This window comes from Sinobaca sp. TMA16-18 (genome assembly GCF_059510535.1).
This window is the reverse complement of the sequence record NZ_JCAKFM010000002.1, coordinates 42,458-61,267: the sequence shown is the minus strand read 5'-3', so window position 1 is coordinate 61,267 and position 18,810 is coordinate 42,458. Positions and strand designations below refer to the sequence as shown.

At 45.5% G+C, this 18,810-nt stretch carries 18 protein-coding genes and 3 tRNA genes; 3 read left to right on the top strand and 18 right to left on the bottom strand.

Annotation, left to right across the window (positions count from 1 at the left end):
* Positions 1-85: 85 nt before the first annotated feature.
* From AC5W14_RS04090 to AC5W14_RS04050, 9 genes are all read right to left on the bottom strand, one after another.
* Complete coding sequence (locus AC5W14_RS04090; protein WP_496193725.1) at positions 86-1,603, bottom strand: NarK family nitrate/nitrite MFS transporter; 1,518 nt, start codon at positions 1,601-1,603, stop codon at positions 86-88.
* Between the two features lie 233 nt (positions 1,604-1,836).
* Positions 1,837-1,912 (bottom strand) — tRNA-Lys (locus AC5W14_RS04085).
* Between the two features lie 14 nt (positions 1,913-1,926).
* A tRNA-Tyr gene (locus AC5W14_RS04080) sits at positions 1,927-2,012 on the bottom strand.
* A gap of 47 nt (positions 2,013-2,059) precedes the next feature.
* Positions 2,060-2,134: transfer RNA gene (locus tag AC5W14_RS04075), tRNA-Glu, on the bottom strand.
* Between the two features lie 134 nt (positions 2,135-2,268).
* Entirely contained in the window at positions 2,269-3,483 is a 1,215-nt protein-coding gene (locus AC5W14_RS04070) for a D-alanine--D-alanine ligase family protein (RefSeq protein ID WP_496193724.1), read from the bottom strand.
* Positions 3,484-3,503: 20 nt separating this feature from the next.
* Positions 3,504-5,090, bottom strand: coding sequence for a UDP-N-acetylmuramoyl-tripeptide--D-alanyl-D-alanine ligase (locus tag AC5W14_RS04065; protein ID WP_496193723.1), 1,587 nt, complete (start codon positions 5,088-5,090; stop codon positions 3,504-3,506).
* On the bottom strand, positions 5,083-5,865 hold the full coding sequence (locus AC5W14_RS04060; RefSeq protein WP_496060027.1) for an alpha/beta fold hydrolase: 783 nt from the start codon (positions 5,863-5,865) through the stop codon (positions 5,083-5,085). Before AC5W14_RS04060 ends, AC5W14_RS04065 begins: the two co-directional genes overlap by 8 nt.
* 312 nt (positions 5,866-6,177) lie before the next feature.
* Positions 6,178-6,951, bottom strand: a complete 774-nt coding sequence (locus tag AC5W14_RS04055) for a M15 family metallopeptidase (protein ID WP_496193722.1) — start codon at positions 6,949-6,951, stop codon at positions 6,178-6,180.
* A 58-nt stretch (positions 6,952-7,009) separates the two neighbouring features.
* Positions 7,010-7,831, bottom strand: a complete 822-nt coding sequence (locus AC5W14_RS04050; RefSeq protein WP_496060029.1) for an MBL fold metallo-hydrolase — start codon at positions 7,829-7,831, stop codon at positions 7,010-7,012.
* Positions 7,832-8,216: 385 nt separating this feature from the next.
* Here AC5W14_RS04050 and AC5W14_RS04045 point away from each other — a divergent pair, with 385 nt between their 5' ends.
* Positions 8,217-8,927: a thermonuclease family protein gene (locus AC5W14_RS04045; RefSeq protein ID WP_496193721.1), complete on the top strand. Its 711-nt coding sequence runs from the start codon at positions 8,217-8,219 to the stop codon at positions 8,925-8,927.
* Positions 8,928-8,963: 36 nt separating this feature from the next.
* Here the strand turns inward: AC5W14_RS04045 and dhaM are convergent, their stop codons facing one another.
* From dhaM to gabT, 6 genes are all read right to left on the bottom strand, one after another.
* Positions 8,964-9,362: a dihydroxyacetone kinase phosphoryl donor subunit DhaM gene (gene dhaM / locus AC5W14_RS04040; protein ID WP_496060031.1), complete on the bottom strand. Its 399-nt coding sequence runs from the start codon at positions 9,360-9,362 to the stop codon at positions 8,964-8,966.
* The gene (dhaL, locus tag AC5W14_RS04035; RefSeq protein ID WP_496060032.1) at positions 9,362-9,988 is read right to left on the bottom strand and encodes a dihydroxyacetone kinase subunit DhaL; all 627 of its coding nucleotides are present in this window, start codon (positions 9,986-9,988) and stop codon (positions 9,362-9,364) included. The genes dhaM and dhaL overlap by 1 nt, the downstream gene beginning before the upstream one ends.
* An 18-nt stretch (positions 9,989-10,006) precedes the next feature.
* Positions 10,007-10,960: a dihydroxyacetone kinase subunit DhaK gene (dhaK, locus tag AC5W14_RS04030; RefSeq protein ID WP_496060033.1), complete on the bottom strand. Its 954-nt coding sequence runs from the start codon at positions 10,958-10,960 to the stop codon at positions 10,007-10,009.
* A gap of 132 nt (positions 10,961-11,092) precedes the next feature.
* Entirely contained in the window at positions 11,093-11,419 is a 327-nt protein-coding gene (locus tag AC5W14_RS04025) for a hypothetical protein (RefSeq protein WP_496060034.1), read from the bottom strand.
* A 96-nt stretch (positions 11,420-11,515) separates the two neighbouring features.
* Positions 11,516-12,853: an APC family permease gene (locus AC5W14_RS04020; protein ID WP_496193720.1), complete on the bottom strand. Its 1,338-nt coding sequence runs from the start codon at positions 12,851-12,853 to the stop codon at positions 11,516-11,518.
* A 12-nt stretch (positions 12,854-12,865) separates the two neighbouring features.
* On the bottom strand, positions 12,866-14,170 hold the full coding sequence (gene gabT / locus AC5W14_RS04015; RefSeq protein WP_496193719.1) for a 4-aminobutyrate--2-oxoglutarate transaminase: 1,305 nt from the start codon (positions 14,168-14,170) through the stop codon (positions 12,866-12,868).
* Between the two features lie 108 nt (positions 14,171-14,278).
* Here gabT and pdxR point away from each other — a divergent pair, with 108 nt between their 5' ends.
* Both pdxR and AC5W14_RS04005 read left to right on the top strand, forming a co-directional pair.
* On the top strand, positions 14,279-15,691 hold the full coding sequence (pdxR, locus tag AC5W14_RS04010) for a MocR-like pyridoxine biosynthesis transcription factor PdxR (protein ID WP_496193718.1): 1,413 nt from the start codon (positions 14,279-14,281) through the stop codon (positions 15,689-15,691).
* 123 nt (positions 15,692-15,814) lie between these two features.
* Complete coding sequence (locus AC5W14_RS04005; protein ID WP_496060037.1) at positions 15,815-16,846, top strand: LLM class flavin-dependent oxidoreductase; 1,032 nt, start codon at positions 15,815-15,817, stop codon at positions 16,844-16,846.
* A gap of 39 nt (positions 16,847-16,885) precedes the next feature.
* Here AC5W14_RS04005 and AC5W14_RS04000 read toward each other — a convergent pair whose 3' ends face one another.
* From AC5W14_RS04000 to AC5W14_RS03990, 3 genes are all read right to left on the bottom strand, one after another.
* The gene (locus AC5W14_RS04000; RefSeq protein ID WP_496060038.1) at positions 16,886-17,077 is read right to left on the bottom strand and encodes a hypothetical protein; all 192 of its coding nucleotides are present in this window, start codon (positions 17,075-17,077) and stop codon (positions 16,886-16,888) included.
* Complete coding sequence (locus AC5W14_RS03995; RefSeq protein ID WP_496060039.1) at positions 17,074-17,322, bottom strand: hypothetical protein; 249 nt, start codon at positions 17,320-17,322, stop codon at positions 17,074-17,076. The genes AC5W14_RS04000 and AC5W14_RS03995 overlap by 4 nt, the downstream gene beginning before the upstream one ends.
* Before the next feature lie 79 nt (positions 17,323-17,401).
* Positions 17,402-18,754, bottom strand: coding sequence for a copper amine oxidase (locus AC5W14_RS03990; protein WP_496193717.1), 1,353 nt, complete (start codon positions 18,752-18,754; stop codon positions 17,402-17,404).
* Positions 18,755-18,810: the final 56 nt, after the last annotated feature.

Sequence of the window (18,810 nt, the reverse complement as noted above, 5' to 3'; positions counted from 1 at the left end):
TTTTTGCCGTCAACAAAGCTTTTGCTTTCAAGCCGGTTCACCAAAAAAGCTCCGGCAGAGGCCGAAGCTTTAGGCGTTCTGTATTTTACCGCTTGTAGGCGGCTACTTCTTGTTCAGCTATCTTCTCATCTGATTCCCTTGCGAGGGCAAGATCGTCTTCAGAGTAGTAGTAATCCTCGCTGAAAGAATTCTGTGGTTCTTCCAGTGTGAAATAACAGATCACAAAGCTGACGAACGCTCCCCCTGCCAGTATAAAGAAAAACTGCTGGGGCGTAACGAACGTATAAAGCGTTAAGTACACAGCAGCTCCGACATTTCCGTAAGCACCTGTCATACCGGCTACCTGACCGGTAATGCGTTTTTTAACCATCGGCACCATCGCAAACGTGGCTCCTTCTGCTCCCTGTACAAACATGGAAGTAAAGATAGTCACCAGTACAGCTAAGTACAGCGGCCAACCGGAATTGATCATTCCCATCCCAATCAGGCCAAAGGAGATACCAAACATATAAATCAGCATAATTTTCCGGCGGCTTCCCATTCTATCAGAAAGAACGCCTCCAAGCGGCCGGGCCAGCAGATTAATAAACGCAAACGATGCAGCTATCAGCCCCGCATTGGCAGGAGAAAGCGAGAAGGTAAGCTGGAAAAACATCGGCAGCATCGCTACAATGGCAAGTTCGGCTCCAAAATTCGCAAAATACGTACTATTCAACGCCCCTACCGTTTTAAAGTTATAACGATCGTCTTCCGGAACCCCTTTTTTCAAAATGGGCAGATTCACTTTTAAAATATTGTATACCTGATAAATAACAACAACAACAATAAGCGACCATATTGTATACAACGCCGGTTCAGACACAAATCCGAGCTGTTCAATTCTCCATACGCTGAGAGCTAATGCTCCGCCGAGGGGAAGCGTCCAGAAAATGAGTTGGACCATATCCTTATAGCTGCTTACTTCCATGGCGCTTGCTTTCTTCGGCTTGATCATTGCCCGCCCGTCCGGTGTATCTTTGACGTTAAAGTAGAAGATAAAACCATATACAAACGTAACGACTCCGGTAAACGCTACCGCATATCTCCAGCCCTGGTCTCCTCCAAAAAGAGTCAGCGCGAGCCAAGGAAGAAGCATCGCAGCGGCCGCGGAGCCGAAGTTCCCCCACCCGCCGTATATACCCTCTGCAAAGCCGACATGCTTAGGCGGAAACCATTCGGATACCATCCGGATACCAACAACAAAGCTTGCGCCGATGCTTCCAAGCAGCAACCTCGAAATCATCAGCTGCATCCAGGTGTCTCCAAATGCAAATATAAAAGTAGGAAAAGACATAAGTACCAATAAAGAAGAATAAACGATACGCGGTCCAAAGCGGTCCAGTAAACTCCCTATTACAATTCGGGCCGGAATTGTCAGCGCTACGTTAATAATGCCTAGTGCTGCTATATGCTGAGTAGTCAGCCAGCCCATATCATCCATCATAGTTGTAGCAAGCGGCGCCATATTATACCAGGCGAAAAAAGAAACAAAAAAAGCAAACCAGCAGAAATGCAGAATTTTAATACGTTCATCTTTAAATTTAAAAATGTCTTTAACTCTCATGCTACGCCCCACCTCATATATTCAAAGTAAATTCTTTCATCAAGGTAGCATGAATTTTCTTTCCCGCTTTGCTTTTCGGAAGATAATATAACGAGCTATTTAAAATTATGTATTTTATATGCATATTATTAGAGATATTTTCCTTTTTTTTACTTTTTATCCTCGATTTTAAATTCTATTTTCTTCTCTTAAAACACAAAAAAAACCATGACTTTATTGTCATGATTGAAAAATGGTGAGCCATGGAGGATTCGAACCTCCGACCCTCTGATTAAAAGTCAGATGCTCTACCAACTGAGCTAATGGCTCGTTCTATTTTTAAATGGTGGAGGGGGACGGACTCGAACCGCCGAACCCAGAGGGAGCAGATTTACAGTCTGCCGCGTTTGGCCAACTTCGCTACCCCTCCAAAACAAACTTTCCACATTGATCTGCTTGGTATAAACAAAAAAATAATGGTGACCCGTACGGGATTCGAACCCGTGATACCGCCGTGAAAGGGCGGTGTCTTAACCACTTGACCAACGGGCCGTACAAACAAAGACAGATGAATTCCTTACTGCCAAATGATATTATACCCCATGAAATTATAGGATGCAATCTTTTTATTGCAGAAAAAGAAAAAAGAACCGGAGACATTTCTCCGATTCTTACTGTTTTTCCAACTAGCTGCGGGATGCTGTTTTAGCTCCGCTTTTTCCACCTTTGAGCCCGCCTGCGCTCTGGGTGGAAAATAAGTTTGAGTCAATCGAGAACGTAAGTTTTTCGCGTTCTCTTCTACGCTTCAACGCCATTTGAATCAGCTGATGCGTCAAGCTTGTATAATCTTTGCCCGCTGGGTCCCAAAGATAAAAGGAAAGGGAGCCCGGGATTGTATTAATTTCGTTTACATAGATCATATCAGTTGCCTGGTCGATCATAAAATCAATACGTGAGACGCCGCTGCAGCCAAGTGACTGGAACGTATCTTTTGCCAGCTGCTGAATATCTTCTGTCTGCTCTTCATCCAAGGGCGCTGGAATGACACGGTCTGTACTTTCCATACCTTTTGCACCGTCGCCGCCTTTGCCGCCGCCCTGATACTTATCCTGATAGCTTAGAATGTCTTCTGTTTTCAATACTTCTTCCAATACGGAAGCTTCTACTTCTTCGTAGTCGCCTACAACTGAACAGTTAATTTCCTTCATATCTTCAACCATGTGCTCTACAAGAATTTTGCTGGCAAATTCCATCGCTTCTTCCACCGCACTTCTTAGTTCATCGCGGTCTCCGGCTTTGCTGATGCCTACGCTTGATCCAAGATTAGCCGGCTTCACAATTACCGGATACTCCAGCGTTTCTTCTACTAACGCGGTAATTCCTTCCGGATTGTCGGACCAGTGCGTACCGTAAAACCAAATGTCATCAAGAACCGGAATCTGTGCATCACGGAGCACCTGCTTCATGATCACTTTATCCATACCGACAGCAGAGGACATAACGTCACACCCTACATAAGGAATATCCATTAGTTCAAAGAATCCCTGCAGCACGCCGTCTTCTCCAAACGTACCGTGAACAATAGGGAAAGCCACGTCAATTTCCGCGACAACACGCTTCCCGAATTTAGGAACAGGCTTTTTCTGCAGCACTACGCCGCCGTCATCCCCGCCCGTAACAGTAATTTTCTGCAGCTTTTCAAACAGCTGGTTAAGGTCTTTATAGTTTTCAATGTCGCGGAGGTCTTCTCCTGTATACCACTGGCGGTTTTTTGCAATATAAACAGGTACTGCTTCGTATAATTTTTCATCAAGGGCATGCATTGCCTGTACCGCTGAAATAACCGATACCTCGTGCTCTACAGATATTCCTCCGAAAAAAACACCAACTCTAGTTCTCATAGGTAAGTCCCTCGCATTCTCTACTCATTAAATGTGTCCGGCAGATCGTTTTCCAATAACACAATGGATTTTTGGACAGCTTTCTCGTGCATTTTATTTAAGGCATCCTGCAGGTCAGCGGCTACGTAGTACTTCTCTTCCGGAAATTCTTTTTCCAGAAGGCCGTCCTGCATAGGCTTTGTCTGCTTTTTCCCTACTAAAATAATAAAATCGCACACATCCGCCGCATACTCGGCAAATGCTTTATTCAGGTCGTACTCTTTATCTCCGAGTTCAATCATTCCCGGAGTAATCAGCATCTTGTATTCCGGCATCTGGCCAAGCACTTCAAGTGCCATCCTTGACCCTACCGGATTGGAGTTAAAGGCGTCATCAATAATCGTAATGTTCCCCTGCGGCTTCTTGAGCTCCAGGCGGTGTTCCACCGGCTGGAGCTTTTTCACGGCACGTGCCATTTTCTCTAACGGAATACCTTTTTCCGAACCAATAGCTACTGCCGCCAGGATATTGTAAATGTTATGACGACCAAGCAGCTTTGTCTCTACATCCACGGAGCTGCCATCATATTTCATAATAGTAAAAGTGGACCCTTTAGAAGAAAACGCAATATTATCTGCACGGAAGTGAAGATCTTCCGCATCGATTCCATAATACATCGTGCGTACCTGGTTGCGCTGCTCATAGGACATGATATTTTCATCGTCTTTGTTTAAAAACGCGGTGCCGTCATTTGGCAGGCTTTCCACAATTTCAAACTTCGTTTTCTTAATGGTATCAAGCGTCTTAAATGTCTCCAGATGCTGTTCACCGATAGCTGTAATAATACCGTATTTCTGGTGGACCAGGTCACAGACGCCTTGAATGTCATGTTCTTGTTTGGCACCCATTTCCGCTATAAAAATTTCATGGTACGGCTTGAGCATATTACGGATAGTCAATGTGATACCCATTCTTGTATTGTAGCTCTCCGGTGTCATCAGAACATTAAACTGAGAGGAAAGAACGGCTTCCAACACATGCTTTGTGCTTGTTTTGCCATAACTTCCCGTTACTCCGACGGTTTCCAGATTAGGCATGGACTTAATAATCCGTTCCGCATCATTAAAGAAATGCTGGTTAATCTGGCGTTCAATAGGCATATTGATTAAGTTTGCCATCATCACCATAAAGTACACGAAAATGTTTGTCAGAATGGCCAGGGCAATAAGCCAGAAATAAGAACCGTTAATACCGGCACTGAGCGACAGCCCGACGATAATAACCGCTGCGTACAATAACGTAACCGTAATAAACAGGCGCCGGACTCTTTTGGTTACGACCAGCTTCTTTTTCTCTGCTGTCTCCTGCATCATTAATACATTAACACCGTATACTATAATTCCAATGGTCAGCGCGAGCCAGACGTTTCCTGCAAATAATGGCAGCAGCGCTAGCAGCGGCCAAAAGCTTCTAATAGGAAACACGCGGTCCTGATGTTCTTTCATCCATTTCCAGATTCTTTCGTTTCTATAACTGTTCAGCTGGAGCATATGCGTGCTTCGCTTCACAAGACGCAGCGTATAATACCCCCAGGCAATAATAAACAGTAAAATAAGCAGACTAATCAAGGCTTGCCGCCTCCTTTTTTTCCTTTTGGAGGAAATGGTCAATAATAACGATAAATTCATTTAAATTATCGAGGTAGGAATAATGGCCTGCACGTTTCAATACGACCAATCCCGCATCGGGTATTAATTCTTCCATTCGTTTTCCATCAGCTACCGGTGTAGCTTCGTCGTTTTCTCCCCATACAAGAAGAACAGGTACTTTAATATCCGGCATATGATGGGTTAAATCTTCATTGACTACTTTGACAAAGGTCTGCTGCATAACGCCGGAAACATCTTTATAATCAGAAGAGCCGACTTTCCCTTTTACACGGTCCATTATCGTCTGCTCGTATTTGTTAATAAGAGGCAGTTTCAATAATTTCTTCAACGTTTTATACGTATACACTTTGTAATAGTATTTAAAGGTCCGTTTTGGAAGAACGCCTGCGCTGTCAACGAGAATAACCTTCCTGACAGCGTTGGCTGCTGAATACTTAATAGACACCCTGCCGCCGAAAGAATGACCCATTAAAATTGGATCTTCAATCTCAAGCTTGCGGATCAGCTTTCCGAGCATCTCCGTATAATCTCCTACAGACCAGGGCTCCGGTGGTTCAGCACTTTGGCCGAAACCGGGGAAATCAATAGACCATACTTTAAAATCCTTTTCCAGACGCTGGTGGACTGGTGCAAACGTTTGAACATTTGCCCCCCATCCGTGAAGCAGCATGACGTTTGCTCCTTCTCCAGATACCTGGTAATGGACGTTCACGCCATCAATATCAATGTACACTACTAAACGCTCCTCTTCTTTAACACCAAGGTTTTTAATCTAAATAACATCGTGTCGGATATGTGCTGTTGAAAAAGCACTCCAAATATCTGTATTCTTTATCTAAAAATACAGAAGGTACAGGACAATAGTATATATGTAGACAGACCATCTACTAATTTTAGCGGCTGTATGCTATTTAAACAGAATAACACCACTATATCTTACCATAGAAAACCGCCCGCGGAAATTATCTTCTAAAATAAAAAAGTGCACGCTGGACCGTACTGACACTCGCCCACAAAAAAAGAGAACAGACTTTGCTGTCCTCTTTTATTCTTCGGTCCCGTAGTACTCTTCAAGTGTTAAGTTCTCTTCATACAGCTCTTCGGCCAGGTCTTCTCCTACATAGCGAAGGTGCCACGGTTCATACTGATAGCCTGTGATGTCTGTTTTGTCTTCCGGATAGCGTACGATAAACCCATACAGATGGGCGTTTTCAGCTACCCACCGGCCTTCAGCTGTTTCTCCAAAATCGGTATTCAGCTGGTTTCCAACAGTCCGGGAGCTCACGTCCATAGCAAGTCCGCTCTGATGTTCACTTTCTCCGGGCCTTGCGCTGTAAGTGTTAGCCTGTTCTTCCCCATCCCGTTCTGCGTTCTGGGTAAAAATAGCGTCCTGACGGTCATAAGAACGATAGCCGGATATGGCATACAGTTCATGCCCGGCAGACGCCGCATCAGCGAAAAGCTCTTCCAGGGATGCTGATGCAGGCTCCCTGATCAGATTTTTCGGATCGTCTCCAGGGGAAGCATATCGGATATCTGCCTGTATCAGGTCATCCGGCTCATAATCAGACGATAAATGATAATCGCGGTTTACAAGCATATCTACTGCATCAGGATCTTCCACCATTCCTTCTGCATTCAGGGGTGGAACTTCCGGCCCCGTTTCTTCGCTTTTTACTTCCGAGGACTGTGGTTCTTCTTCTGCTGAAGCATCTGATTCAGTGTTAGAAGATTCTGCAGGCTCTTCTGCTTTTTCTGCAGAGCAGGCAGCTGCTCCCAACAGAAGTAATAAGCCTCCAATAGCTGCTGCTTTTTTCATTTTATCGCTTCCTTTAGCAAAAATGAAAATCTATTTAAAGAGTCTGTTATCTTTCACTTTAAGCATCTTTTTCCCGTTTTACAAGCTCAATGTTTTTGTGGTGCATTTTCTTCATAAACGTTGAAAATCCATATCCGTCCACGAAAGCCTCGAGTACGTGGTATTCACCGTCTTCCTCTGTTGTCTTGCGAAGCTGTTCAATATACCAAAGAGAGTCATCAAGCCTGTCTTTAATCTCCGCAGGGCTTGACGTAACAGAACCATGACCTGGCACAAGGAAATTAATTTTCTGCTGTTCGAAAAGGCTGTTGATTTTCTGAAGAGACCTCTCATAGGCCTCGCTGTTTTGATATATGAACGGAAATTCCACATCACTTAAATAATCTCCGGTAATGAGTACCCCCAGGTGGTCAATTAAAATAAACATACCGTCCACGTTGTGGCCGGGTGCCAGATAAAAAGTAAGCGTATGAGAGCCTGTTTCAATCATCTGCTCATCGTTATCAACAATAATATCAATATACGGGTATTCTATTCCGTATGGCCTTACAATATAATAGCTGTCATCAAACTGCTTAACTTCCTCCAGGATTTCTTCTTTTTTGGAATTGGACACAAAAGCTCTTGAAGCAATAGTTACAGCTTCCGGAAAGGCATGATATCCTAATATATGATCGTAGTCAGAATGTGTAAAAACAAGGTACTGCTTCCGTCCTTTGCTTACCAGCGCTACATGATTTTGTATTTCTCTTATTTCTTCAGGCAGCCAGGTAGGATCTACAATAATAACCGCTTCTTCGGTTACAGCGACAGTTGATGTCGTTTGGAACAATGCACTTTGAAATACGGTAATGTTCTGGTCTTGATAATGTACCGGCATGCCAATCATCCTTTCGGTCTTTAATGTAAATAAATATTTTTACAAATAAGTGCTTATTTGTATACATATTCCCTTTTTCCCCTGAAAATATTCCATTTTTTGTTTTATTCATTCAAACACTGCGGCCCCTTTTCCAAAATAAAAACAGAAATAGGTATAATGGTAGAAAAGAGGCTCTGTAATGAATACAAACCGGTTTCATATTGTATACGAATGCATCATGATAACGTTAGCTGTTCTATCTGTCTCTATTGCCTAGTCTACAAATGAATGGGCGGGATTGATTTTCTGGTCTGGCTGATTTTCTTTATTAAGAAGACGTGCGCCGGCTTCGTATCCTTCTTCAAGAGCTGGAACATGATAAAAAAGAAAAGGAGAAGCCCTTATGAAACATATACTTTTTGTGTTGGCCGCTTTATTTTTTCTCAGTTTAGCCGCCTGCAGCGATGCCGAAACTACTAATGGACGAATTCCAGCTACGGTAGATCGGGTCGTAGATGGCGACACTCTCCGGATTACAATGAATGACGGCACGGAAGAAACAGTGCGGCTTCTTATGGTGGATACACCGGAAACCGTACACCCCGATGAACCAGTTCAGCCTTTCGGCCCCGAGGCCAGCAGTTTTGTAAAACAAACACTGCCGGAGGGCTCTTCTATAGAAGTCGAAGTTGATACAACGACACGAGACCGGTACGACCGTTTTCTAGCCTATATTTGGCGGGGGGACGAGATGATTAATGAACAGCTGTTGGAAGAGGGGCTTGCCCGGGTAGCATACGTATACGAACCTAATACCCGTTATGAAGGTGCATTCCGTGACATAGAACAGGAAGCCCGCCAGGCGGAGCGAGGCATATGGAGTATAGAAGGCTACGTGTCCGACGAAGGCTTTCATCCCCAGACCGCTTCGCATGCCGCTCCTTCTTTTCAAGCAGACTGCGAAGACCCGACTGTTAAGGGCAATCACAGCTCCAGTGGGGAACGGATTTATCATGTTCCCGGTGGACAGCATTATGAACAGACCAAAGAAGAAGAATTATTCTGTACACCGGAACAGGCGGAGCAGTCTGGATACCGGGCAGCACAGCGCTGAAACAAAAAGAGACGTGCCGATTCGGCATCCGTCTCTTTATGTTTTTTTGTTCCACTTTTTAGCTTTTTCTACTGACTGCTGCACTTCCTGCAGGGTTTTCCCCATGCCCGCTTCCACCACTGCCACATAGGCACCTTCTACTAAAGGTGCATCGGCAATCATAACTTCTCCTTCAAGTTCATCAAGCATGTCCAGCGCCATTTCCGTATTCATTAATGCACTGCCCAAATCAAAAAGAACAACGGTCCCCGCAGGGTTATCGGCTTTTTTCAACGCTTCGCTGATTAAATCAGGTGACGTTCCTATTTCCCCATCTTCCGTGCCCCCTGCAGCAATCACAATGACATCTTCCTGCTTTGTCTGATTGATCAATTCTACTACACCATCAGCCAGCTGGCGGCTGTGGGATACTACTACTGTGCTTACTTTAGCCATTAGTTTTTTTCTCCTTCTGCATCTACTGCTTCCGCTAAAGCTTCAAACAGCAGGTAGGACGAATACGCTCCAGGATCGAGATGACCGATGGATCGGTCCCCTAAATAGGCAGCGCGCCCTTTTTTCGCTTCCATATCTTCCGTTTTTTCCATTGCTTCTTTAGCAGTCCTGACCAGCTGCCACACATCAATACTGCCCTTTTTCGCTTCTTCGAGAACCGGGATCCATACATCGAGCATCGTTTTCTGGCCCTGTTCGGACTTCCCGCGCTTAGCGATCCCGTCAATCGCTGCTTTCAGACCTTCCGTGAAATCTTCATCCGACAGTTCGCTTTTGTTTTTCCAAACTCCGGAGGCTTTTAGAAAAGCCGTTCCATACAGTGGTCCGGCCGCTCCGCCGACTTTGGAAATCATAGTCATGGAAGCATCTTTTACTACGCCTCCTACATCTTCATAGGTTTCCGTGGCAATCTTTTTTTCGACTTCCGAAAAGCCGCGTGCCATATTGTGGCCGTGGTCTCCATCGCCTATAGCTTGATCAAGCTCTGATAGGTAGCCTTTGTTTTCCTGAATTTCACGTCCGGCTGCAAGAAACCATTGTTTTGCTGTTTCTGTAGTAAGATTCATGCGATTTCCCCCGTTTTTCTAGTGTAAGAAGTATTCGAGCTCATCATCAAGCTTTAAGATACTTACCGAGCACCCTGCCATTTCAATAGAGGTCATATATTCTCCGACAAATGTTTTTTTGATTTCTGCTTCTTGTTCACTTATCAGCTCACTAACTTTTCGATTCATAATGTAGAGCTCCATTAAAGGGGTGGATCCTTGGCCGTTAATCATCAGAGCAACCCGGCTTTTCTTAATATCCATATGCTTGAGCAGGTTTTGTACAAGCTCTTCTGCAATGTCATCAGCCGGCTTCAGGGATTTACGCTCTATCCCCTGTTCTCCGTGAATTCCCGTGCCAATTTCTATTTCATTTTCTTTAAGCTCAAATCCCGGTTTGCCTGATGCTGGAACCGTGCTCGGGCTTAACGATACACCCATGGAGAAAACGTTGTCCGCTGTTTTTTGGGCTAATTCTGCTATATCTTTTAAAGATTTACCGGACTCGGCTGCAGCACCGGCAATTTTGTGTATAAAAATAGTTCCCGCTACCCCGCGGCGGTCTTCCGGGTTGGCTATCGCCACATCATCACGAATAATCACCTGCTCAACTTTGATTCCTTCGTCCTTTGCCATATCCGCTGCCATGTCAAAATTCATGACGTCACCGCTGTAGTTCTTAACGATAAGAAGCACTCCCACCCCGCCGTCTACTGCTTTTATCGCTTCATATACCTGATCCGGGGTCGGCGAGGTAAATACTTCACCGCATACTGCTGCATCAAGCAGCTTATGGCCGACATAGCCTGCATGTGCTGGTTCATGACCACTTCCACCGCCGCTCACTAATCCTACTTTTCCTTTTATTGGAGCATTACTGCGAACGATTACATTTGTTTCCGCCAGTCGTTTAATTTCGTTTGGGTGGGCAGCCACCATGCCCTCAAGCATCTCATCCAGGATATCGTCTGTCTGGTTGATTAATTTTTTCATTTCTGCACCCCTTTTCATCGTTTTGGCAGTCGTTTGTCTACCTATACCCTTTATATTCTGCTTTCATGTACATTCCCCTGCCTGGTTGATGGTTTTTCTTTATGCAGTAAAACACCGCCCTGCAGCTGATGTTTAAGCAGAGATGCTGGAGTTTTTTAAAACAATGATCGTCCAGATAATATTGAGAATCACTATAACCAGCAGACTCAACATAAAAAGAGCAATTAAGCTTATAAATACGATAGATATGCTTTCACTCTGAAAGTTTCCACCCGTTATCCAAAAGGGCACCATAGCCCCCATGAAAAATAGAAATGGAAGAATCTGCGATAGAAACGCTCGTTTAGCATGCCTTGCCACAAACACGTTTCCAAGTATCCACACAATCAAGGGCAGAAGTACAGGAGCAAAAAATATACTAATATATGAAACGGCAGAAATAATTCGATCAGACGACATGGGACACCTCTTTTTCATTATATTTCCTATTATCCTTTTTTATGTAAAGTAAATCAAATCAAAAAAGAAGCCTGCAGATGCAGACCTCTTTTTGATTTATGCTTTTCTTTTAACAATAAATAATACAGCACCGATTAAGATCCAAGTACCAAGAATGACCCATTCATACGGCCAGATCAAAGCGGCAGGCATACCGGGAAAGTATAATAGAATGAAACCGATACTTAAGACAATAGCAAGCCATCCTACAACCTGCGCGTTTCTAATTCGGAACGGCCGATCGAGCTCCGGCTCTGTTTTGCGAAGCTTCAGAAAAGCCATCGATACAAGCAGGTAACCGCCGACAATTCCTACCCCACCGGCATCTACAATCCATACAAGAGCCGGGCGCCCAAACAAAGGTGCGATAAAAGCCAGTGCGCCGAGAAACACAATCGCATGGGTCGGTGTACCATATTTCGGATGAATGTAACCAAACCATTCCGGAACCATTTTCCGTTCCGCCATTTTTCCAAGAATACGACTTCCACCGATGATAAAGGCATTCCAGCTCGTAATAATACCCGCTACCCCGCCGAGAACGAGTACGGTACCGAAAGTCTGATTTCCAAGCAGGTTCACCATCGCATCAGCAGTCGCAAGCTCCGTTGTGGCAAGCTGCAACGGTGATAAACCAAGCGTTACACCAAAAACGATTAATAAGTAAAAGACAACCGCGCTGATAATAGAAGCAATCAAAATGCGGCCAATGCTTTTTCCTGTCGCATTTATTTCCGAAGCCACCTGTGGAATAACATCAAATCCAACGAAGAGAAACGGTACCATCACAAGAACAGCAAACATCCCTACAGCCCCGTCCTGAAAATAAGGCTGCACATTGCCGTAATCTCCGTTGAAAAGAGCACCACCAAGTAAAAGAATGCCGGTTCCTGCAATAATCAGCGTAAAAATGGACTGGAAAAAGGAAGCCGGTTTTAAACCAAAATAGTTTAAAGCCGTAAGCGCAAGCGCTCCACCGGAACCAATCAATACCCATGTTATGTAGACATCCCATTCACTTAAAGTCCATAGATAGCCGACATGTTCACTTGGCAGAATATAATCAATAACGGTTGGCAGCGCTACTGCCTCAAATGTAATAACAGAAACATACCCAAGCAGAATCCCCCAGGCAGCAACGAAAGCCAGCGGCCGCCCAAATGCCCGTTCCACAAACACAAGACCGCCCCCGGATTCCGGTATCGCTGCAGAAAGTTCTGCATAGGTTAAGCCGATCATAATAACAAGCAGGCCTCCTATAAGAAAGGCTATTGTACTTCCCAAGGAACCTGCTTCATTAATCCACGTGCCGGATAAAACAACCCAGCCCCAGCCAAGCATGGCTCCTAATGCTAAAAACATGACATCTTTTTGTGAAAGTACTTTTTTCTGCAAGATGATTTCCTCCTATTTTATTGACGAAGCCAGCTGATCATACAGCAGCTCCAGTCCCTTTTCAAGCTGAGCATCCGTAATTACAATTGGGGCAAGAAAGCGGATAACATTACCATACACGCCTGCTGACAAAAGCAGAAGCCCGGAAGCATTCGCTCCCTTTACAATAGATGAAGTTCTTTCCGGATCCGGTGTAACTCCGTCTTCTTTTACGATTTCAAAAGCAGCCATCGCTCCAAGACGACGGAAGCCGCGGACGAAATGGAATTCTTCTGCCCACTCTGCCGCTGTTTTCTCTACAGCTGCTCCCATTTTTTCGGCACGTTCATTAAGCTTTTCTTCTTTAATAATGTCTATAACCGCAAGTGCTGCTTTGCAGGCGACCGGATTTCCGCAGTAAGTGCCTCCAAGCTCTCCCGGTGCTGCTGCATCCATTACTTCGCTTCGTCCGACTACTGCACTTAATGGAAAGCCGGCAGCAAGCGATTTGGAGACGGTAATCAAATCCGGTACAACGTCAAAGTGCTCAATACCAAACCATTCTCCCGTCCGGGCAAACCCGGCCTGAATCTCATCAGAGATAAACAGAATGCCATACTCTTTGCAGCGGTCTGCTACATGCTGCACAAAAGCTTTTGGAGGAATAATAAATCCGCCTTCACCCTGAACCGGTTCCATAACGACGCAGGCAATATTTTCAGGCGCCGCCTCGGTTTTGAAAAACAAATCAAATTCGTCTTTGCTCCACTGAATGTAAGCCTCCTCCGTCATGCCTTCCGGCTTTCTGAACATATAAGGGTAGGGCGCATGGTACACCTCGGAGGCAAACGGACCAAAACCAAGCTTGTACGGCTTTACTTTGCTTGTCATCGCCATCGTCATATTCGTACGGCCGTGAAACCCTCTCGTAAACGTAACGACTGCCTGTCGTCCCGTGGCTTTTCGTGCAATTTTCACCGCATTTTCGACCGCTTCCGCTCCACTGTTTAACAGAATTGCTTTTTTATCAAAATCTCCTGGAGTAATGTGGCATAGCGCTTCTGCCACTTCAATATAGCTGTCATACATCATTACGTTAAATCCCGGATGGGTAACCTTTTCAACCTGAGCTACGGCAGCCTCAACTACTTTTGGATGGGAATGTCCAACGTTCATCGTACCGATCGCTCCGGCAAAGTCGATATAATCGTTTCCATTAACATCTGTGAGAACTGCACCTTTTCCGGAAGCAGCCATTGCTCTGTTTCCATTTCCAACACCTTTTGGAACGTAGCGGTCTCTCTTTTCCTGCCATGTTTCTGATTGTACGTTTGTCATTCTTTTCACTCCTCATATTAAGTATTTTCACAATTGTATGTTTTATTTGGTATGCTTAATAGAACCAGTTTTAAAATAATAATGGTACCAGTTAAAGGGGATTTTCTAATGCTCTCAATACAGCTCACACGCTCTGTAAACAGTGGGCCTTTATATAAACAGATTTACGAAGCGCTTAAACAGCAGATTCTGGAAGGCATACTGGCTGAACACGATCAGCTCCCTTCCAAGCGGGAGCTCGCTGACTACCTGCACGTCAGCATGAACAGCGTCATGTCAGCCTATCAGCAACTGATTGCAGAAGGATATGTCTATACTAAAGAACGGCGGGGATATTTCGTCGAGGCACTTGATGCATTTATTGCTGTTCCGGATGAGGACGTTTTTCCGGAAGAATTGGTTGAAAAAAGATTGCCGGTTTATCAGTTCTCTTTTTCCCATATGAATGCGGATGCTTCATTGTTTCCATTTCGAGCCTGGCAGCACAGCGAACAGCAGGCTCTGCGCCATTATGCAGCCAGCCTGGATAACCTTGAGCACCCGCAGGGCCAGTGGCTGCTTCGGGAGGAAATAGCGAAAACTATTGGACGTACCCGGGGCGTGCGCTGCCGTCCGGAGCAGATTATATTAGGAGCAAGCACGCAATGGCTGTTTGAGCTTCTCGCGATGACCTGTGACAAACATGCGTTGTTTGCTGTAGAACACCCCGGCTACCAGCGGATCTACCAGCAGTTCCAGGCCTCCGGCCGTCCGGTCTGTCCGGTTTCTGTCGATCACAAAGGTATGAGTCCGGAGGAACTCGAGAACTCCGGGGCGTCCATCGCTGTTGTTACTCCCTCCCATCAAATGCCGACAGGACGCATTATGCCGGTTTCCAGACGTATCCAGCTTTTAAATTGGAGCTATAAAAAGGAAGGCCGCTATATCGTGGAAGATGACTACGATGCGGAATTCAAATACGAGGGCGATCCGATTCCCGCCCTGCACAGCCTCGATGATTTAAACCGGGTCATTTATGTAGGCACCTTTTCCAAATCGCTTCTTCCGGGACTCCGTCTCAGCTATATGGTGCTCCCCCCAACTCTTCTCGCCGCATATAAGGAAGAGGCTTCCCACCTCATGCAGACCTCCTCTTCGCTTATTCAGCTGGCTCTTTACGTTTTTATTAAAAATGGGGAGTACCAGAAACATATTAAACGCATGAGCAAACACTATAAAACGATACGGGCTCAGTTAATTGAAGCTCTTTACGATACATTCGGCCCGTCTATTTCGATTACCGGGGAAAAAGCCGGCCTTCATTTTTTAATGGAAATTAATACGCCCCGGGCATTGGATACTATTTTGGAAAAAGCAAAGGAGCATCGGCTCGAACTTTATGGGATGGAGCGCTTCTGGCTGAAAGAATCCACACCTGCAGACCAGCCGCCCGCTGTTATTATCGGATTTGCACGTCTGCGTTCCCAGGACGTAGCTCCGGCTGTATCTCTTCTATACAATTGCTGCTTTGACGGGGCCTGAAAGTATTTCGAGTTCAGAAATTTGTTTCTGTCTGCTGAATCCCATACAATGAGACAATAGAAAAATAAACAGCTGACAGAAATTTTTCTGAATCTATTTCCCGAAAAAGAAAGGACGATTAGTATGGATCACACTCCATTGAAAGACATACCATTTTCTATATTAAATTTATCCCCCGTTAATCAAAATCAAACGATTGCAGAATCAATGCATAACAGCCTTGATCTGGCCCAGCATGCTGAAAAATGGGGGTACAATCGAATGTGGCTGGCAGAACACCACAACATTGACGGCATTGCAAGCTCGGCTACCTCTGTTCTGATGGGATATATCGCCGGCGGCACCAGCACCCTCCGCGTCGGATCCGGAGGCATTATGCTTCCAAACCACGCACCACTGGCTATCGCTGAACAGTTCGGTACGCTGGAAACTCTTTATCCGGACCGCATTGACCTTGGCCTTGGCCGCGCGCCCGGCTCGGACCAGCTGACAGCTATGGCACTCCGCCGTAATGTAAACAGCAGCGATAACTTTCCGGCTCTTCTTGAAGAGCTGCGCAGCTATTTTGAGCCGTATGATGAATTTTCCCGTCGTGTCCGCGCAATACCGGGGGAAGGGCTCGATATCCCCGTCTGGCTGCTTGGATCAAGCACATTCAGTGCCCAGCTTGCAGGCCAGCTCGGCCTGCCGTTTGCTTTCGCCGGTCATTTTGCCCCGGCAAGTATGATGGATGCCCTGTCTGTATATAACCGGGTATTCACACCGTCCAAAGTGCTTGATAAACCGTACGCAATGGTCGGCGTGAACGTGATTGCAGCTGATACAAACGAAAAAGCGGAACACGTGGCTTCTTCTCTTTACTTGAAGTTCCTAAGCCTGATCCGCAATACGCCCGGCCGCACCCAGCCGCCTGTAGATAATATAGATGAGGTATGGAGTGAACGGGAGAAAATGGCCGTAAACGATATGTTGAAAAATACATTTGTCGGCGATAAAGAAACCGTAGCTGCCCAAATGGACGAGTTTGTTAAACGAACCGGTATCCAGGAGCTGATGATTAACAGCGAAGCCTATCATCATGAAGACAGGCTCCGTTCGTTTGAACTGATTGCCGAAGCTAAAAACCTTCCCATTTCCGCATCCCAGTCTAAATAGTAAAAAGGCCGAAGAGCTCATGCTCTTCGGCCTTTTTTATTATGCTAACGTAATTTCTACTTTTTCAATATCGTTAACTGTTTTGTCGAGCTTATGGCCTTCTATATCTATTTCTTCAAAGGGAGCATTCAGCTTTTTTCCTTTATCCAATAACGCAAACAACTCATCATATGTTCCATTCACCCTGGCTGTTTCATATACTTTTCCATCATTAAAGCAAAAACGAATCATGAAGGTATGCTCCTCTCTCTTGTTTTTTGCCGCCGCCCGGCCTGCTGCTCTTTTATTTTCTGCAGAATCACTTCATTTGTACTCCGGCTGTCCACACCGATTGATGAGACCCTTCCTTGATGATCCCACTGCGTATACACTAAAAAATCAGGAGCGGCACCGAGTGTTCGTTTTGCCTTCTTTGTCAGCTCTTTGTCTAAAATATAGTAGTGTGCAGCCAGTGTTTGTTCCGAGTACATTTTCATGATCTGCTGCCTCCCGTTCGTTTTATAGTAAAAAAAGAAAGAAGAGATGGACTCTGCTTCCTTTTTTCTGTTCTAATGATTACGCGTTTTTCCTTTTGCGGATAACTAGTGCAACGGCTCCGCCAACAAGAGCTGTCATACTTGCCCATAATGCTGTCATCCAGCCGTCATTGCCTGTGCCTCCCATGCCTGTCTGCGGCATTTCTTCCGGCATCATGTGTTCATTTCCACCAAACTGGTCCGGGTTCTGGGCAGCAATAGCGCCGCCCAGTGCTTCGCCTACACCGAACATGAACTGGTAGCCTTCACGAAAGTCAGCGGTGGATGCTGCGTAGTCTCCTGCATTGTAGTTATCGAAAGTGCTCAATACCTGGGCTTCATGAGTACGAAGCGCATCTTGTGCAGCTTCTGTTGGGAGATTTTCCTCTGTTGCTGCTCCAAGGAAAGCGCCAAAGTCCTGTGTGAACATATCGATGTGATCCAGGGCCATCGTGCGTGCTTCTTCATCGCCTTCCAGCTCAGCTGTTACGAGCTGTCCCTGCGCGTCAATATGATCAGGCTGCCACAGTTCGGCAAACTGCCCGCCTGCTTCTTCTCCGTAAATAGAAGATATAGCTGCTGTAAAGTCTGCGGTATTCTGATCTTCTGCCCATGTTACGAAATCATAGTCATCTGCCTGGTTAACTCCTTTTTCCATGCCATAGGTGGCAAGAGCAAAGTGTTCAGCCGTTAACTTATTCAGATCGGAACGAAGATCTGCGGCCGGCGTATCGACAGAAGTGTTGTTAAACTCTTCCGGCATCTGCGTCACAATAGCGCCTGACAATGCTTTGCTGATATCGAACATACGGGAAAAACCTTCTCTATAGCTTGTGTATGCAGCTTCATAATCGCCTTCTACATAGCTGTCAAACGTATTCAATACGTCCATTTCATGTGCACGGACGGCTTCTTCAGCCGCTTCCTGTGGCAGGTTATCTTCCGTTGCTCCTGCCAGGAAAGTAGAGAATTCTACAACAAACTCCTCTACTTCTTCTTCTGCATCAGCGCGGGCTTCTTCATCTCCGGATTTAGCAGCTTCAACGATGTCATCTGTATAGTCGTTGTGCCCGGTGAAAATGCGGTCAAATTCTGCCGCTCCTTCTTCTCCATAAACCGATTCAACAGCCGGCAGCATATCTTTGGAGTTTTGGTATAAAGCATCCTCTGTTTCCTGGGCATCCGGTGCTTCATCATACGTCTTCTGCATTGTTTCAACGGCAAGCACGAAGTGTTCAGATAATAAGTAATCCAGGTCGGACCTAAGATCAGAAGCTGGGGACGTTTCCATTACCGGCTCCATTTCCGCTTCTTCGTGATCTGCAGCCATGGCTGCGGTCGGTAGTAAAAAAGTTACGCTCATTGCACCTGCTAGGGTTTTTTTCAATTTCATCTTCCATCATCTCCTGGTCAATTTTTTAGTATGCCTTGCTGTTTTCTTATCAGGGT